The 15851-nt window shown below is 50.3% G+C and carries 16 protein-coding genes; 2 read left to right on the top strand and 14 right to left on the bottom strand.

From position 1 onward, the window contains the following. The first annotated feature begins 224 nt into the window (after positions 1-224). Entirely contained in the window at positions 225-1721 is a 1497-nt protein-coding gene (locus EX31_RS02020) for an MFS transporter (RefSeq protein ID WP_037033092.1), read from the top strand. A 47-nt stretch (positions 1722-1768) separates the two neighbouring features. Then, the gene (locus EX31_RS02015; protein ID WP_037033091.1) at positions 1769-2347 is read left to right on the top strand and encodes a TetR/AcrR family transcriptional regulator; all 579 of its coding nucleotides are present in this window, start codon (positions 1769-1771) and stop codon (positions 2345-2347) included. A gap of 36 nt (positions 2348-2383) precedes the next feature. Here the strand turns inward: EX31_RS02015 and EX31_RS25105 are convergent, their stop codons facing one another. The 14 genes from EX31_RS25105 to EX31_RS01950 form a co-directional block, all read right to left on the bottom strand. Further along, positions 2384-2548, bottom strand: a complete 165-nt coding sequence (locus EX31_RS25105; protein WP_013577857.1) for a DUF2474 domain-containing protein — start codon at positions 2546-2548, stop codon at positions 2384-2386. A gap of 11 nt (positions 2549-2559) precedes the next feature. Beyond that, entirely contained in the window at positions 2560-3567 is a 1008-nt protein-coding gene (gene cydB / locus EX31_RS02010; RefSeq protein ID WP_013577856.1) for a cytochrome d ubiquinol oxidase subunit II, read from the bottom strand. A 2-nt stretch (positions 3568-3569) separates the two neighbouring features. After that, entirely contained in the window at positions 3570-4994 is a 1425-nt protein-coding gene (locus tag EX31_RS02005; RefSeq protein WP_037033089.1) for a cytochrome ubiquinol oxidase subunit I, read from the bottom strand. 547 nt (positions 4995-5541) lie between these two features. After that, the gene (locus EX31_RS02000; RefSeq protein ID WP_037033088.1) at positions 5542-6012 is read right to left on the bottom strand and encodes a hypothetical protein; all 471 of its coding nucleotides are present in this window, start codon (positions 6010-6012) and stop codon (positions 5542-5544) included. Between the two features lie 49 nt (positions 6013-6061). Next, positions 6062-7447: a VasL domain-containing protein gene (locus EX31_RS01995; RefSeq protein WP_037033086.1), complete on the bottom strand. Its 1386-nt coding sequence runs from the start codon at positions 7445-7447 to the stop codon at positions 6062-6064. An 11-nt stretch (positions 7448-7458) separates the two neighbouring features. Further along, positions 7459-7896 (bottom strand): type VI secretion system baseplate subunit TssE, encoded by a 438-nt coding sequence (gene tssE / locus EX31_RS01990; RefSeq protein ID WP_037033085.1) that lies wholly within the window; start codon positions 7894-7896, stop codon positions 7459-7461. Continuing rightward, complete coding sequence (gene tssJ / locus EX31_RS01985) at positions 7889-8425, bottom strand: type VI secretion system lipoprotein TssJ (protein WP_276145821.1); 537 nt, start codon at positions 8423-8425, stop codon at positions 7889-7891. Before tssJ ends, tssE begins: the two co-directional genes overlap by 8 nt. Further along, entirely contained in the window at positions 8406-9503 is a 1098-nt protein-coding gene (tssG, locus tag EX31_RS01980; protein ID WP_081925114.1) for a type VI secretion system baseplate subunit TssG, read from the bottom strand. The genes tssJ and tssG overlap by 20 nt, the downstream gene beginning before the upstream one ends. Further along, entirely contained in the window at positions 9467-11230 is a 1764-nt protein-coding gene (tssF, locus tag EX31_RS01975; protein ID WP_037033081.1) for a type VI secretion system baseplate subunit TssF, read from the bottom strand. The genes tssG and tssF overlap by 37 nt, the downstream gene beginning before the upstream one ends. Positions 11231-11540: 310 nt before the next feature. Next, on the bottom strand, positions 11541-12026 hold the full coding sequence (locus EX31_RS01970) for a hypothetical protein (protein WP_037033080.1): 486 nt from the start codon (positions 12024-12026) through the stop codon (positions 11541-11543). Positions 12027-12221: 195 nt separating this feature from the next. Then, positions 12222-12872, bottom strand: coding sequence for a DUF2931 family protein (locus EX31_RS01965; protein ID WP_037033079.1), 651 nt, complete (start codon positions 12870-12872; stop codon positions 12222-12224). 39 nt (positions 12873-12911) lie between these two features. After that, complete coding sequence (locus EX31_RS01960) at positions 12912-13559, bottom strand: DUF2931 family protein (RefSeq protein ID WP_037033078.1); 648 nt, start codon at positions 13557-13559, stop codon at positions 12912-12914. A 39-nt stretch (positions 13560-13598) separates the two neighbouring features. Beyond that, entirely contained in the window at positions 13599-14246 is a 648-nt protein-coding gene (locus EX31_RS01955; RefSeq protein ID WP_037033077.1) for a DUF2931 family protein, read from the bottom strand. After that, entirely contained in the window at positions 14243-15826 is a 1584-nt protein-coding gene (locus tag EX31_RS01950; RefSeq protein ID WP_037033076.1) for a T6SS phospholipase effector Tle1-like catalytic domain-containing protein, read from the bottom strand. Before EX31_RS01950 ends, EX31_RS01955 begins: the two co-directional genes overlap by 4 nt. Between the last annotated feature and the right edge of the window lie 25 nt (positions 15827-15851).

Here is a 15851-nt window from a genome sequence, read left to right as displayed (position 1 = left end):
TCCTGCACCAGGGAGATAATAAGAAAGTTGAGACAAAAGTCTGTTTTGCCCTTTTTAGCCCGCTTCCGAGCGGGCTTTTTTATTGCCTGTAAATCTGACGTTTTCCCCCGTTACATCTTCAACGCTTCATCAACTGCCAGGCAGATGCTGCTTGATTTTGAGCGGTTGCTCAAGTACCTTGCTGGCCTTGAGCGTTTGCTCAAAATCTATCTGAGGCACTTTTTATGTTCGTCAATAACCGCTGGCTGATACTTGCGATTGTCACCAGTACACTCTTTTTGATCATCATTGATATGACCGTGTTGTACACCGCGTTACCGCGTCTGACGCAGGCGCTGGGCGCTACGGCATCGGAAAAATTATGGATAGTGAATGCCTATCCGCTGGTGGTCGCCGGTCTGTTACCGGGCGCGGGAATGCTCAGTGACCGCATCGGACACAAAAATCTTTTTATGAGCGGGCTGCCGGTATTTGCGCTCGCCTCCCTGTGCGCGGCGTTTTCTGCCAGCGCTGAAATGCTGATCGCTTCTCGTGTTTTCCTGGCGATTGGCGCGGCCATGATGATGCCTGCGACCTTGGCGATTGTGCGTCATGTCTTCACCAACGAACGTGAACGTGCGCTGGCGATCGGTATCTGGTCGGCGGTAGCGTCAGGTGCGGCGGCGCTCGGGCCGGTCATTGGCGGCGTGCTGCTGGAATATTTCTGGTGGGGCTCGGTGTTCCTGATCAACGTGCCGATTGTGCTGGCCGTTTTCCCGTTTGCACAGGCACTGATCCCGCGCGGTGAAGGTAATAAACAACGTCCGTGTGATTTTGCCGGTTCTGCGCTGGTGATGGCGGGGCTGGTGGGCGTGATTTACGCGCTGAAAGAGCTGAGCCAGATTAATTCGTCGTGGCTGGTGATCATGGGTTCTGCGGCCGCAGGCGTCCTGTTCCTCGGTTTATTCGTCAGAAGACAAAAACGCGCGGTACAGCCGATGATCGACTTTTCACTGTTCCGCAACCGTGCGTTTGCCTGTGGCGTGGGCGTGGCGATCACCTCAATGATTGCACTGATCGGCATCGAACTGGTACTGAGTCAGCGGTTGCAACTGGTGCTCGGACTGACGCCGTTTATGGCAGCGATGTTTATCCTGCCGATCCCGGTGGCGTCTGCGCTGGCCTCGCCGCTGGCGGGTATGCTGATCCCGCGTGTCGGTGTGCGCAAAATGATGCTCGGCGGCTTCGCGATATCTGCACTCGGCATCGTCACTCACGCCCTGGTCTACGATGGCAGCGCGGTGATACAGCTGATCAGTCTGTTTATTTTAGGTTTTGGCCTTGGTGGCGCAGTGACCGCAGCCTCGACGTCGATCATGCTCAACGCCCCGGAAGACAAGGCCGGAATGGTGGCCGCGATAGAGGATGTGTCGTGGGAAATGGGCGGCGTACTCGGCGTGACCTTGCTTGGCGGCCTGATGACGGCGGTTTACAGCCGCAGCCTGACACTTCCGCAAGGACTGGTCAGTGGTGAAACGGCGTATGACAGTCTTGATGAAGCCTTGACGCTCGCCGGGCATCTCAGTCCTGAGCATGCTTCGTTACTGACCAGTCTGGCGCGAACAGCGTTTGATCAGGCGTTTCTGGCGGTGTTGATTTCTGCGGCTGTGCTGGTGATTACCAGCGTCGTGGTGCTGAAAATCGTGCTGCGTAAGTCCGTGGGCACACGCCAGGCTTCCTGATAAAATGCCGTTCTGAGCAACTGCTCAATGCCAGTACAGGATAAATTATGAAAGAAAACCGGGAAGCGTTAAGGGCTAAAATTCTTGACGGAGCCATCAGTCTCTTTATCGAAAAGGGGATTGAAAAAGTCACGACGCGCGAACTGACGGAGTACGTCGGGATTTCCCGCAGCCACATTTATCATTATTTTCCTGACTGGCAAACGCTGTGCATCGAGGCGCTGTCGGTAGTGATGATGGCGGAGCTGAAAGAGTTTGCCGCTGAAATCGCTCCGCTGGAACCCAAAGCAAAATTGCACACGCTGGTGTGCAATTATCTGCCCGATACGCAGGGCGATATCTGGCAGTTGTATGGTTCGCTGTGGCAACTGGCGGCGCATAATGAGGCTTACGCCGAACTGGCGCGGCTGATGGTGCATAAGTGGCTGGCGCTGCTGGCCGACATTATCCGTGCGGGGATCGACAGCGGCGTATTCCGCCCGACCGATGCCGGACGCGTTACCCGTCAGTTGTCCGCCATCATGAATGGCTATTCCGATCAGCTGATCGTCATGCCTTCCGCCGCCGCACGTCAGGAAGCGATGGACGATATTCTCGATTTTATCGGGCGGGTGCTGGAGAAATAAAAAACAGACGGCCGCCATGACGGCGGCCTTTTTCACTTAATGACTTCTCATTCCCGCCGCAAACATCAGCAGATGAAACACCGATGCCACAACAAATAACGCCAGCACGCTGCCGCCCCAGATGACGGCCATCCAGCCGACACGTTTTAAGAACGGGGCTTTAGTGATGTTGCTGTCATCCATTTTTCTGATGAGATTCATAACGCGATTCCTCAGTGATAACCCTGATCCGGTGTGACTTTCCCACGGAACACGTAGTAGCTCCAGAAGGTGTACACCAGAATGATCGGGATGATGAACAGGGCGCCGACCAGAATAAAGCCCTGACTTTGCGGCGGTGAAGCCGCTTCCCAGATAGAAATGGACGGCGGAATGATGTTCGGCCAGATGCTGATCCCCAGACCGGTATAGCCGAGGAACACCAGCGCCAGCGTCAGCAGGAACGGCGCGTGATGCGCATTTTTGCTGATGGCGCGATACATCCACGCGGAGACCAGCACCACCAGCACCGGTACCGGCAGGAACCAGTAAAGATTAGGGCGCGAGAACCAGCGGGTGGCGATATCGCTGTGGGTCAGTGGCGTCCACAGGCTGACTGCAAGCGTCACCAGCAGGAATACCAGCAACAGGGGTTTAGCGATTTTGTGCATCGCTTCCTGCAATTCGCCTTCGGTTTTCATAATCAGCCAGGTGCAGCCGAGCAGGGCATAAGCCACCACCAGCGCAAAACCACAGAACAGCGTGAACGGCGTCAGCCAGTCCAGTGCGCCACCGGCATAAGTCCGGTTCACCACCGGAATTCCGTTGATCACCGCGCCCAGCACCACGCCCTGACAGAAGGTGGCGATCACCGAACCCCAGATGAAAGATTTGTCCCACACGTGACGTTTGGCCGGACTGGCTTTGAAACGAAATTCAAAGGCTACGCCACGGAAAATCAGACCGAACAGCATCAGGGTCAGCGGGATAGTCAGTGCATCCAGAATCACCGAGTACGCCAGCGGGAATGCGCCATACAATGCCGCGCCGCCGAGCACCAGCCAGGTTTCGTTGCCGTCCCAGACCGGCGCAACGGTGTTCATCATCACATCACGGTCGTGTTCTTTTTTCACCAGCGGGAATAGCAGGCCGATACCCAGGTCGAATCCGTCCATCACCACATACATCATCACGCCGAAGATGATGATCAAAAACCAGATCAGCGGTAAGTCGATACCCATTATCAAGCTCCCTTATTTTCGTCAGTCAGTGATTCTGAAATCGCAGACAGCGGACGCGCTGGCGTGCGGTGCTGGCCCGGACCACCGTGATCAACACTTTCACCTTCGTGCGCCTGCGGACCCTTGCGGATCAGACGCATCATGTAGCCGTAACCGACACCAAACACCGAACAGTAAATGACGATGAACAGGATCAGGCTGACGCTCATCTGGATGACGTTATGGTTAGATACCGCATCTTTGGTACGCAGCAGGCCATGAACTACCCACGGCTGACGCCCCATTTCCGTGGTGATCCAACCCGCCAGCAATGCCAGCAGACCGGAAGGCCCCATCAGGAAAGCAAAGCGCAGGAACGCTTTAGAGGTATACATTTTGCCGCCACGGCGCAGGATAAGGCTCAGTACCCCCAGCAAAATCATCAGCATGCCCAGACCGGCCATGATGCGGAAGGTATAGAAGATGACGGAAGAGTTCGGGCGGTCTTCTTTCGGGAAGGATTTCAGTGCCGGGATCTGATGCGTCAGGCTGTGCGTCAGGATCAGGCTGCCCAGATACGGGATTTCAATCGCGTAACGGGTTTCTTCACGGTTCATATCGGGATAGCCAATCAGCACCAGCGGGGAGGGTTTGTTGTCTTTATTTTCCCAGTGGCCTTCGATGGCCGCGATTTTAGCGGGCTGATATTTCAGGGTGTTCAGGCCGTGCGCATCGCCCAGGAATGCCTGAATTGGCGAGACGATCAGCGCCATCCACATGGCCATCGACAACATGGTACGGATGGCTGGCGTATCGCGACCGCGCAGCAAATGCCATGCCGCAGCAGAGCCAACGAAGAAGGCAGAAGCCAGGAACGCGGCGGTGGTCATGTGCATTAAGCGGAACGGGAAGGACGGGTTGAAGATAACCTTCATCCAGCTGACCGGCACCACCAGGTTGTTAACAATCTCGTAGCCCTGCGGGGTTTGCATCCAGCTGTTGGAAGCGAGGATCCAGAACGTCGACATCAGTGTGCCGAGCGCCACCATGCAGGTAGAGAAGAAGTGCAGGCCCGGTCCGACGCGGTTCCAGCCGAACAGCATCACGCCGAGGAAGCCAGCTTCAAGGAAAAATGCAGTTAACACTTCGTACGTCAGCAGCGGACCGGTAATGCTGCCCGCGAATGACGAGAACATACTCCAGTTGGTGCCGAACTGGTAAGCCATCACCAGACCGGAGACCACGCCCATACCGAAGTTAACGGCAAAGATTTTCGACCAGAAATGATACAGGTCGCGATATGCCTCTTTCTTTGTTTTCAGCCACATGCCTTCCAGAACAGCCAGAAAACTGGCAAGCCCGATAGTAATAGCGGGAAAAATGATGTGAAAAGAGACGGTGAAGGCAAACTGGATCCGGGCCAGTTCTAGCGCATCAAGACCAAACATAACAACCTCTTTTGTGTGTCAGGTTACCCTTCCAAACAGCAATACCGGTACGGGAACCGGCGATGTATGACATTCGCAGGTGAAGTCATGAATGAAAGGGTGGGACTGCCGGGGTTTTGCGAGAAGCCGATTTAAGCACATCGCGCGAAGGGATTAACAGGGACCGTTCCGTGGGGAAATTAGTCGCTGAAATACTTTCAGTACGGGTAAAAAGCAGGGGCGGGAAAACTAAATTCGGAGAAAAGCGGGGGAAGGGAATTAACCACAAAAAGTGAGAGGTCATGTTGTTGCATTGATCTGGATCAAAAAGTTGTGATGTTTTTCAAATGTAATTTCCCTGCATTCGGTAATGGCTTGTTGTGTGCAAAATTGGTAACAAGAAAGTTAAATTTGCAGGAGCGGCAGCGCATTCTTATTTTTAATGCAATGTAAATTTATGTCATCGGTTTTGGTGAAAAATGCAGCCGGAAGGTAATTTTTGTAGCATTTTTTTACATTTTAACGGAGGTCTGCCCGGGTGACAGAGGAAAAAAGACGCCCGAAGGCGTCAGGGTAATAAGCCTTCTATCAGCGCAAAAAAGGCATCTTCACTAAACGCCCGCTCTGGCCCGGTGAAGGGATTTGCAGGGCGCCATGTCCAGTCCCTGTTTTCGCCAGCACGCATAAACAACCGGCACAGGACAGTGACGCGATCCTGAATGCAAAGACTGGCTTCCACACAGCCTGTGACGCCCTGGCCATATAAATAGACCGGCGTGAATTTCACCTGCCTGTCTTCATAAAACAGCCGTATACCCGGAACGCTGAATGATTTCCCGCCCATCAGACATTCAACCAGTGAGATAGGGGTGCCTTCGATCCGTATACCGGTGCCTTCCAGCCATTCTTCCATGTTTTCCTGCAGCAGGCTGATCCGCTGCCGGAACTCGGCGATATCCGCCTGACCTTTATTTTCAAAAGAGCCAGTGCGAGGCTGGCTGTCTTGTAATTTTTTTAGAAACCGTTCTTTTGCTGACATACTTCCTCTGTAATTTAAGATGGCTGACGTCCGCCGCCACAAACATCAGTCAGTGATCTGCCTGACCATTTTTTTCGGTTGTCGCCGGTAAGTTCTGGAGGAGCAACACATACCTGTTCAGCAACTGCGTGAACTGGTTATCCAGTTGCATAATCCGCTGCGGGGATATGCCTTTTTGCTGTTGTTTATCCTGCGCCAGTTTGCGCAGCGATTCTTCGACTGGCGGCGAACTGTTCAGCGCCTGCTGGATGGCAAACACCGAGGATTTTAGCTGCGACACGGTCATGTATTTACCGCGTTGTTCATCCAGCCCGTTGAGTTTGTCCGCCAGTTGCTGTAACTGCGTATTCGCCTGTTGCCAGCCATCGAGGTTTTCCTGCGGTATCGCACTGGCGTTAAGCTGCTGTGTCCAGTTTTTTGCCAGTTGTTGAGATGCGGGGTTATCCGGCCAGAGGATTTGCGCCTGTTTTACCAGTTGTGCTCCGGTGTCCTGTGCCCAGCGCGGTGACAATGCTGCCAGCTGGCGTGTTTGCTGTTGGGTGGCGGCCAGAAATGCCGGTGCCTCGCGGTGGAGCATCTCAGCCTGCTGGTTCTTAAGTGTTTCCAGCGCCTGTGCGTTCAGCGATTTTGGTAATACCGGCAGCGTCGCCATCAGTTGCTCTGCCGTTTGCGGATGATAAAAAGCATCTATCCCGGCTTTAAAACCGGTACTGGCCAATGCCGTCACCACGATACCTGCGATAAACCCTTTCCACTGCACCGGACGTTTCACTGGCGAAGGCGGTGCAATCACGTGCGGTTCGGCAGGTCCGCTCTGCGCAACATACACCCATTGTTCACCGGGTTGCGCGGTCCACTCTTTTTCCGCTTTTTCTGCCGCTGCCGCCGGTAAAACGATTGCTGCATCGCTGGTCGCGTGCATATTCTCCAGCCTGACGGCAGTACCATGCATGAAACTAGTCAGTGCTTCCAGCTGGCTGACGTGTTTCAGTTCAAGGCGTTGCAACACATTGCAAAGCGAAGCGATCAGTTTTTCTGCCTGATAAATCTGCGATAAATCATGATATTCCAGTGACATACCGCGCAATATTTGCTGAAGACGCTGACTCAGACCCGAAAGAATTTCCATCCGCGCGTGCACCGGCTGCGGCCACAGTCCCGGCCACTGACGTGAAATTAATGCCTCGAGGATCGCCAGCCCTTCATTTAATCCCGGCATGCCCGCTAGCCGCGCTCTGGCCTGTGTGTACCAGGAGGCCGTTTGCAGCTCGATACCGTTTTGCTGGAACAGGTTCAGACACAGGTGTTCCACCTTTTTCCAGTCCACATCCGGACGCGCCGGATGGGTTAATTTGCTCAGTTCTTCGCGTAAAACCGCGTAATCAGCCAGCGCACGCGGGTCATCCCCGGTGCGCAACTGGCGTTCAATAGACATGGTTGTTTTCCTTAACTGACGTAATTCTGCTGTTTCATATGGCGCATCAGTACGCGGCCTTCCGGCATAAACTCGGTACCGAATCGCACTAAGCCAAGCTCTTTCAGTTCGGCGTCAATGGCGTATTCGAGATGTCCGGGGCTGGACTGGGGCAATAAAATAACGTGCAGTTTTTTGATGCGTGGCTCGTATTTCAGCAAGGTCTCTGACAAGACATCCAGGAGTGAATGCGCCGTACCGGGCATTCCTTGCAGGATTTTGCTCATGTCCGGCAGACCGTAATCCGGCAGATGGGTAAGCGTTCCGGCTCGGCAATTGAGGATGCGCTGCATGTTGTCGAGTACGGAGAGGATCACCTGATTTTCTTCGCTGACGTTGTGCAGATCGAGGCCGCCAGCAAAGTTGCCGAGCAGCATTTCGTAAAGTGAGGGTTGCGACATATCACTTATCCTTCAGTGGCAGCAGTTTCATTCCCTGATTATTCAGTTCGATCTGGCGCGCCTTTTCCGGATCCAGATCGTTACGGCTTAGCACGATACGCCAGGTATTGTTGGTAATATCCGGTGAAAGGAACATACCCGCGACCGCCACAAACTGTGCTTTTTCATTCATCGGCACGTCGATAGTCACTGCTGCCCCCGGAAGAACCCGGATATCTTTTTGCTCCAGCAGATCGGCTTTTATCGCCTGACTGTCTTCAGTAAACAGCGACGGATAATCGGTATCGTCAAAGACTTTTCTGTCTTTCAGCTGATAGATACGCACCACCGTTGAAAGCGGAGCGCCGCTGGCATTGTTGTTGATAGCGTCGCGTGCTGTGATATCCAGATGCAGCGTTTTCACCTGCTTGTAAAAAATGGATTTGGTCACAGCAACCGTACCGTCGCTGACTTTCTGGGTCAGCCCGCATCCGCTCAGGGTCGTTACCATTGCCAGCATCAGTAATGTAAAACGGGTTTTACCAGCGGTAGTCGCCATATTCATCAGTTTCCCTTCTGTGAAGATTTTCCTGAACGCGCTGATAGCGGCCCAGATTAATAGTGATCATTTCAGTTTTATTTTGGGGTGCAGACGTAATCCTTAACCTGCGCATCACTGCGGTTCTTCCCAGCAGCACACCGGATTTTTCCGGGCGGCAGGAAAGCTTTGCATCGGGCAGCAGCGCGCGTGACACCGACAGTTGTAAACGGACGTGCAACCGGGAGCCGAGATACACCTGCAACAACGCCAGCAAATCGGTGTAAAGCTGGCCACCCGGAAGCCATTCACGGGCTTCATCCGGATTTTCAGTTTTCAGTTTCAGCAAAACCTGACAGTTCACATCGACGGTCTGGCGCCCCATCACCGGGCTGCTGCTCATACTGACCGGCGCGCTGGCGCTCATGGTCAATTGCTTGCGCAGGGGAATATTGCAGCGGTCATGCGCCAGTACCTGCGCCTGTGTATCCGGTGCCAGCAACTGAACCAGTGCGATAATGCCTTCGCTGGTGCGTGTCGGTAGCCGCATCATGCTGGTGAGTGCCAGAAAACGGGAAACCGGCGTGGCAATATCTTGCGTACATCCCTCTATGCCCAGCCCGCACAGGCTCAGCAGATATTTCGAGGTTTTATCCGTCCCGCCGGGGGCAAACGTGGCGGGATATGAGTATTTACGCCAGATCCGGTAATACTGCGTGGTCAGCCGGTGGTTAAAGATATCCAGAAAATCGGCGACAGCCTCGTAACCATCGCGACGCTGGGTAATGTCATCGATATAGGATGTAGGAAGCGGCGATTCGACACCGTACAGCCCCATAAACGTCGTGCGGATGGTCGGTGGAAGATGCGGATGCTCCGGCATTTCCACCCGTTTAAACTCGCTGGCGGGAAATCCCATCCCCGGATGTGGACGAAAACGTACGGGATCGTGTCTGACCTGCCAGTGACTGCCGAGCGCAGGAGCCTCTGGCTGGCTTTGCTCCAGCAACTGACAAAGACGATAAAACTGTGTATAGGGCAGTTTATCGTGTAGTTGCTCGATCAGCCGGGCAGACGCTGATTGTGATTCTCTTTCCATCGGATGCATTTCCCGGCAGGCTGAACGATAAGAGTTAACTGATTGAATAAATGGATATCAGCGTAAAGCGCAAAGAAGCGGTTGAGCATTTCCCCGAACAGGTGAATATCACCTTCACCGGTAAAACCATTGCCATCGAGCGTCACTTCAATATCAATTCCGCGCAGCAAAAAACCTTTCTCAAAACGTTGGATTTGATGATGTTGCACCTGCTGAATGGCATCCAGGCGTCGGTTGTTCAGTTCATCGCTCTGCCAGTTATAGAGCTCAAGCGTCCCGCGTAACACGTCTGCATTGCTCATCAGATTAAGATAACTGGAGCCAAGATGACTGAGCACGCGCCACTGGAAGTGATCTTCTGCCGGAGGATAAGAAGGCAGCGTCGGCTTGCTGAGATTTCGGACTTTCAGCGACGTCTGTAATACGGCCTCACAGCGATCAAGTAAGGTGCTTTGTAACGCTTTGCGTGGTAACTGACCGTTGGTGCCGGTAATTTTCAGGGAGACGGGCTCGCGGGTGAATTCGCGATCCACTTCCCATTGCTGACCGCCGAGAATCAACCACGTATCATGCAGCCCGGTCACACCGCGTTTAACACGGGTGTGAAAATAACGCTCCGGCGCATGGCGTCTCTGCATCCCGCCGCGGTGACGGAAGCTGGTGAAGGGCACGTAAGTCGCATCCGACGTGCGTTGTGAGCCTGTAACAGAATCGACCGAATAAATTTCGGTATGACCGTCCTGTAAACGGCGCGGACGCAGCAGGTACTCATTCTCCAGTCCGTTAATAAGCAGCGGATCTGCTTCCAGCGTGAAAAGGTTGATCACCGGCACACAATGCAGCGCCATGGCTTCATCGGTAACAGGCAGATCACTTTGCCACTGGCTGTTGAATACGACTTCCAGGTCAAAGAATGCGATGCCTGCGGGCAAGGTCACTGATTCCAGCCCGTTAAGATGCACGAACATGAATTTTTCGCGGAAAGTGAAATACTCCAGCAGCAACTGATAGCCACTGAACGCACTTTCGCCTTTTGGCCACAGCAGATCTTCATCCGCGAATCCGCCCGGCGAGAACCAGCCATCCAGTTTGATGCGGTCAGCCTGATTGGGAAGGCGGATATACAGCGCCGCCTGACGGCGGGTAAGGGCCAGATGCAGCGCACTGCTAACCGGTGCCTCACCTGCCAGATAAAAACACAGACGGCGTAGATCAACCTGTGACCAGTCAGTCTGCGTGCTGCATGAGAGACGCAGGCGCAATACTGAACGTCCGTCCGGCTCAGTGGCCATTACCACTTTCGAAACGGCCAGCGGATTAAGCGTCATATCACGCGTGGTACGGTACTGGCAGACAGTATTTTTAGGGCCGACAGGGCGGGAATAGATTTCCATTCCCGCGGGCACAGTTTCTGCCATTTTCATCGACGGCACGTCGGGGCTCAGCGACACAATGGAAAGTGAAGGAATGGTGCGCAGATAGTGTGGCCATAACATGCTCACCAGCCCTTCGGTGAATTCCGGCAGGTCGTCGTCAATTTTCTCGCGCAGTCTTCCCATTGAGAAGGCAAAGCCCTCAAACAGACGTTCAACGTAAGGATCAGGTGTGCCGGGTTTATCGAGATCGAGCATCGCGGCGCGATCGGGATGAGTTTGTGCAAACTCTTTCGCCGCATCACGCAGATAGCGCAGCTCGGCATCGTAATAACGCAGGGTTTGGTCTTTCATTTAAATAAAAATCCTTGAGTAATTTATTTTTCACATCAGAAGGTTGTTTTATTTTTACTCATGCCCATCAGGTTTTTAATTAACCAATGTCATTAAATTAGATTTTTAAATGCACTGTTAAAACTCAGGCTGTGTAATTATATGATGTGTCAACCGCTGAATTAGTAACTCTGAGGTTTACTTCATGCTAATCAACAAGATATTGAGGGTAAATACTTACTCCCTAATGCACAGGGCTTGCGAGGGTTTATTTCGTAATCACACATAAAACATGTGTTGCTTAAGACAATTCAAACGGCATTCAGGGCCTTTAATTGTCAGATTCATTACTCCATTTAATAACACCCTCTATGTCTGACATGTCATTATAGAAAGGTTCATTTTTATTACTTTTAAAAATTTGAATAATGTCATTAGTGAGAGTGTCAGAGGTTTTCTTCATGCAGTAGAATTTAGAATTGTCAGTATTGCCGCTTAAAATGTAATGGCAGTTGTATTTTTTGGTGTCTGTAGTGAAGCGCAGGGTGACATTCTCAAAAATTATGCTGCACTGAGGGTTTTCTCTCACCAGCGGCTGCAATAATTGCTGGAAAGATGCAGAATAGAGTAGTCCATAGTATCCATTATTCGTATTGCTGATTTTATTAAGATATAACGTGATGGCGCTATCATCTTGAATGCCGTGACTGGATTTTACACGTTGATATTCCCCTTGCATTTTACTGCATGGAGTGGGTTCATTTGCTAAGGCAAAAAATGAAATTGAACTCAGTAGAAAAATGATTTTTTTCAGCACGTGATTTCCTTATTTTAAAAAACTTCGCATTAACCCTACCCACCTCTAATAATATTCTTTGGGGTGAGGGATTATGACATATAAAATCTCTGACTGACATAAGGATGGGTAAAGTGTGATTATTTTGGTGCAATGCGCCGGCGGGAAGTGGATGTCAGACATTTATTAATGCCATATTTATTTTATTTAAACTCATCACCAACTGCCATAGGGGTATTTTTTATCTTTAATGAAGGTTTTCATACCTTCGCTGTATTCGTAACCATCCGGGAAGTTCGTTTCGTTTTTGCACATTGCTAACTCTTTACCTGAAACAGTGGTTATTTTTGTGCTGGTCAATAAGATATCTGAATGGCCATATTGTCTTAGCCAGGCGTGCACAATACCTTTTGGAGCCAAACCTATTAGCATTGTTTGCCGGTAAAGTTTTTTTGAGGGAGCAAGTGGGTTAGGGTAAGAAGTAATCATTTTTTCCCACGTATCAGGATAAAAAAATAAGGTGGTTTCGTAGGTTTTTTTATCGATAACCGAATCCCAACAAAATGTCATCAACTGAGGCGGCGTTTTTGCTTTGTTAAACTGTGTTCCACCAGCGGAATTTTGCTCATCCCATTTTCCAACGCTGATACCTTGTGGCTGATCAATTGTTTCAAAAACATAACCATAACCCTTAGTATCCAGCAGCTTCACCAGGGTGACCTGAGCGGGCAGAGCTTTAGGTGTTGTAAATGCGAAATACCATTCATCCCAGGGTGGTGCTTGATTACCCACAAGTTGTTCTTGTGCATTTCCACTGGTGCAACCTGTTAACAGAAGAAGGGATAGCAGACCTGTTATTGTTTTCATGCCTTTGTTCCTTGCATATATTTATCTCCTTGAAATTCATCACCAACTGCCGTAGGGGTATTTTTTATCTTTAATGAATTCTTTAATATCGTCATCGTACCCATAGTTAAAATCACTGTTAGTTACCCCTGCGCACATATCTAAATCCTTCCCTGAAACAGTGGTTATTTGGGTGCTGGTCAGTAATAAATTAGGATTGCCATTATTTTGTAGCCAAACTCTGACCTTTCCTTTTGGTGCGAGACCAATCACCATATATCGGAAGTAATAAGTTTCCTTCGGGTTTGCCCAGTCAGGCTCTGAACTCATCATTTTATGTTGTGTATCCCGAGAGAAAAATAAAGTGGTTTCGTACACTTTTTTGTCAATAATAGAGTCCCAGCAAAACTTAATCATTTGGGGCGGGGATTTTGCCTTATTAAAAGGAGAGTATCCTTTTCCAATATATTGACTCCATGTGCCGACACTTTTCCCTTGTGGCTGATCGATAGTCCGGAAAACGTAACCGTAACCGTCGGTATCCAGTAACTTCACCAGGGTGACCTGAGCAGGCAGAGCCTTAGGGGTTGAGAACGTGAAATACCATTCATCCCAGGGCGCTTTAATAGTTCCGTGTTGTTCTTGCGCATTGCCACTGGTGCAACCTGTTAACAGAAGAAGGGATAGGAGACTTGTTATTGTTTTCATGCCTTAGTTCCTTGCATATATTTATGTCCTTGAAACTCATCACCAACTGCCGTAGGGATATTTCTTATCTTTTATGAATTCTTTAATGTCGTCATCGTACCCATAGCTAAAGTCACTGTTAGTTACCCCAGCGCACATATCCAAATCCTTGCCTGAAACAGTGGTTATTTTTGTGCTAGTTAATAAAATATCAGGATGGCCATACTGTCTTAACCAGGTATGCACGATACCTTCCGGAGCCAGGCCTATTAACATCGTTTGCCGGTAGGCACTTTTTGAAGGAGTGAGGGGGGTTGGATAAGGGGTAATCATTTTCTCCCAGGTATCAGAATAAAAGAATAAAGTGGTTTCATAAGTTTTCTTGTCAATAATAGAGTCCCAACAAAAAACAATCATTTGAGGTGGGGACTTTGCTTTATTGAACTGGGTTCCGCCAGCTGAGTTTTGGTCATCCCATTTTCCCACACTGATGCCCTGTGGTTGGTTTATTGTTTCGAACACATAACCATAGCCTTCGGTGTCGAGTAATTTTACCAGAGTAACCTGAGCAGGCAGGGCCTTAGGGGTAGTAAATGCAAAGTACCATTCATCCCAGGGGGCTTTAATGTTTCTTTGTTGTTCGTGCGCTTTATTGCCGGTGCACCCCGCTAACAGAAGCAGGGATAGCAGACCAGTTATTGTTTTCATGCCTTTGCTCCTTGCATATTCCATACGGCGCGCACCCAGCCGGGATTAGGACGGTTAACAAAACCGACAAGTTCTGCCGGTTTTACCGCGCCGTAAATTGCCTTGACCTTATTGCCATCGAGCCAGACGTGTTTAAATACCACTGCGTTCCAGTTTGCAGAACAGTGGATGTATTTCCCAATCAATTGTATTTCTTCATAAGTGAAGGGAGCTGAGTTACCTCCAGTTATAACTGCTTTTCCCTGGTTAATGGCTTTTTGACTCAACGGTTCTAATTCTTGTGGCAATCTTAATGCGATATTCGTATCGCGAATTGGATCAAATATACATCCAGCGCTTTGAGCGGCGGCTAGCATCACGCGTAAACTTACCTTTGACCAGTCGTTAGTGACAGTACGTTCCATTGTCACCGCCGCGCCAACACGCTTTTCCGTCACACCCATACGATTTTTATTCGGATTGACCAAATAGTCATACCATGTTCCCAGTGTAATCTCCCCGGAAAGCATGAGGGGGCCCAGATTTGGCAATACCCGCAGGTCAGGTATTTCCGCCGCTGAACTGCGATAAATATTCGTCATCTCGACGGGAATGCTATCCCTGACGGTCTCAAATCCAGGTTCAGAGAGGAACAGGTATTCTTTTTCCTGCGGATTATAGCCACCGCCAATATCCGAATGTACACCGGGCAAGGCCAGTTCTGGCCACGACTCTTTAATGCTGTTCAGGCTGAAGTTATAGCGGCATTCATGCATTGCGGTAATCTGAAAGACTTTTTGTGCAATATCTTTTGGAAGCGCCAGCTCAATGCCGGGGTTTACACCGCCGTGGACGTCAAACAAATTTGTTACCGCACCGACCGCGCAGACAGTATCAAACAGCCCCAGAAAGCGAACTTCCCCTGCAGGTTTGCCATGTTGATTCCGGCCATCCAGCCCTTTCGTGATCGCTTCCTGTATCGCCGGATCGTTGTTTCTGACACGGTTCGCAAAGTGACGGGCAGCAGCGGCACCACGACTGAAGCCGAAGATATCAAACTGGATATTCTCAATGGCGAATGATGTATCTGGGTTTAATGCTATAAAGTCGGAAATTTGTTTTGATATTAATGCAATTCCTTCGTCTGTTTTATCAATCACGCCTTCAAATAAAGCCCCTAATCCCATACCAATTAGACTGTCTTCACGATCCTTTTGCGTGCCAATTCCTTGAATATATATTGCTCTTTGATAATTATCCTGACATTCATTTATTTTGTCATTCGTCGTATAAAGCGTATTCAACCAATGCACATTCGAATAATACCCAAGATAGCTCCCCGCACCGTTGCCGCTTTTACCTAATTTTTCGACACAGGACACTGCATCTTCGGTTTTCATTCCCACATCCAGACTGGTGCAGGTTTCCAGAAGACGTTTATCAGTATTAAAAACATTATTACCGGTGCCATCAAAAAACATGCCAATAGTGATTGTGATGCCGGGGACTTCTTTACGCTTACAAATCACGATTTTTTCTGAAACGTTTACGTCAGTTGTATGTTGCCCATCACTGACTTCCCATGTATTGCGTTGCGCCATTCTGTATATTCCTTGAATTAACAAT

It is taken from the genome of Rahnella sp. WP5, from assembly GCF_000745615.1.
In the GTDB taxonomy this organism is placed as follows: Bacteria; Pseudomonadota; Gammaproteobacteria; order Enterobacterales; family Enterobacteriaceae; genus Rahnella; species Rahnella aceris.
The sequence above is the reverse complement of the archived record's forward strand: the minus strand, read 5'-3'. Positions and strand labels throughout refer to the sequence as shown.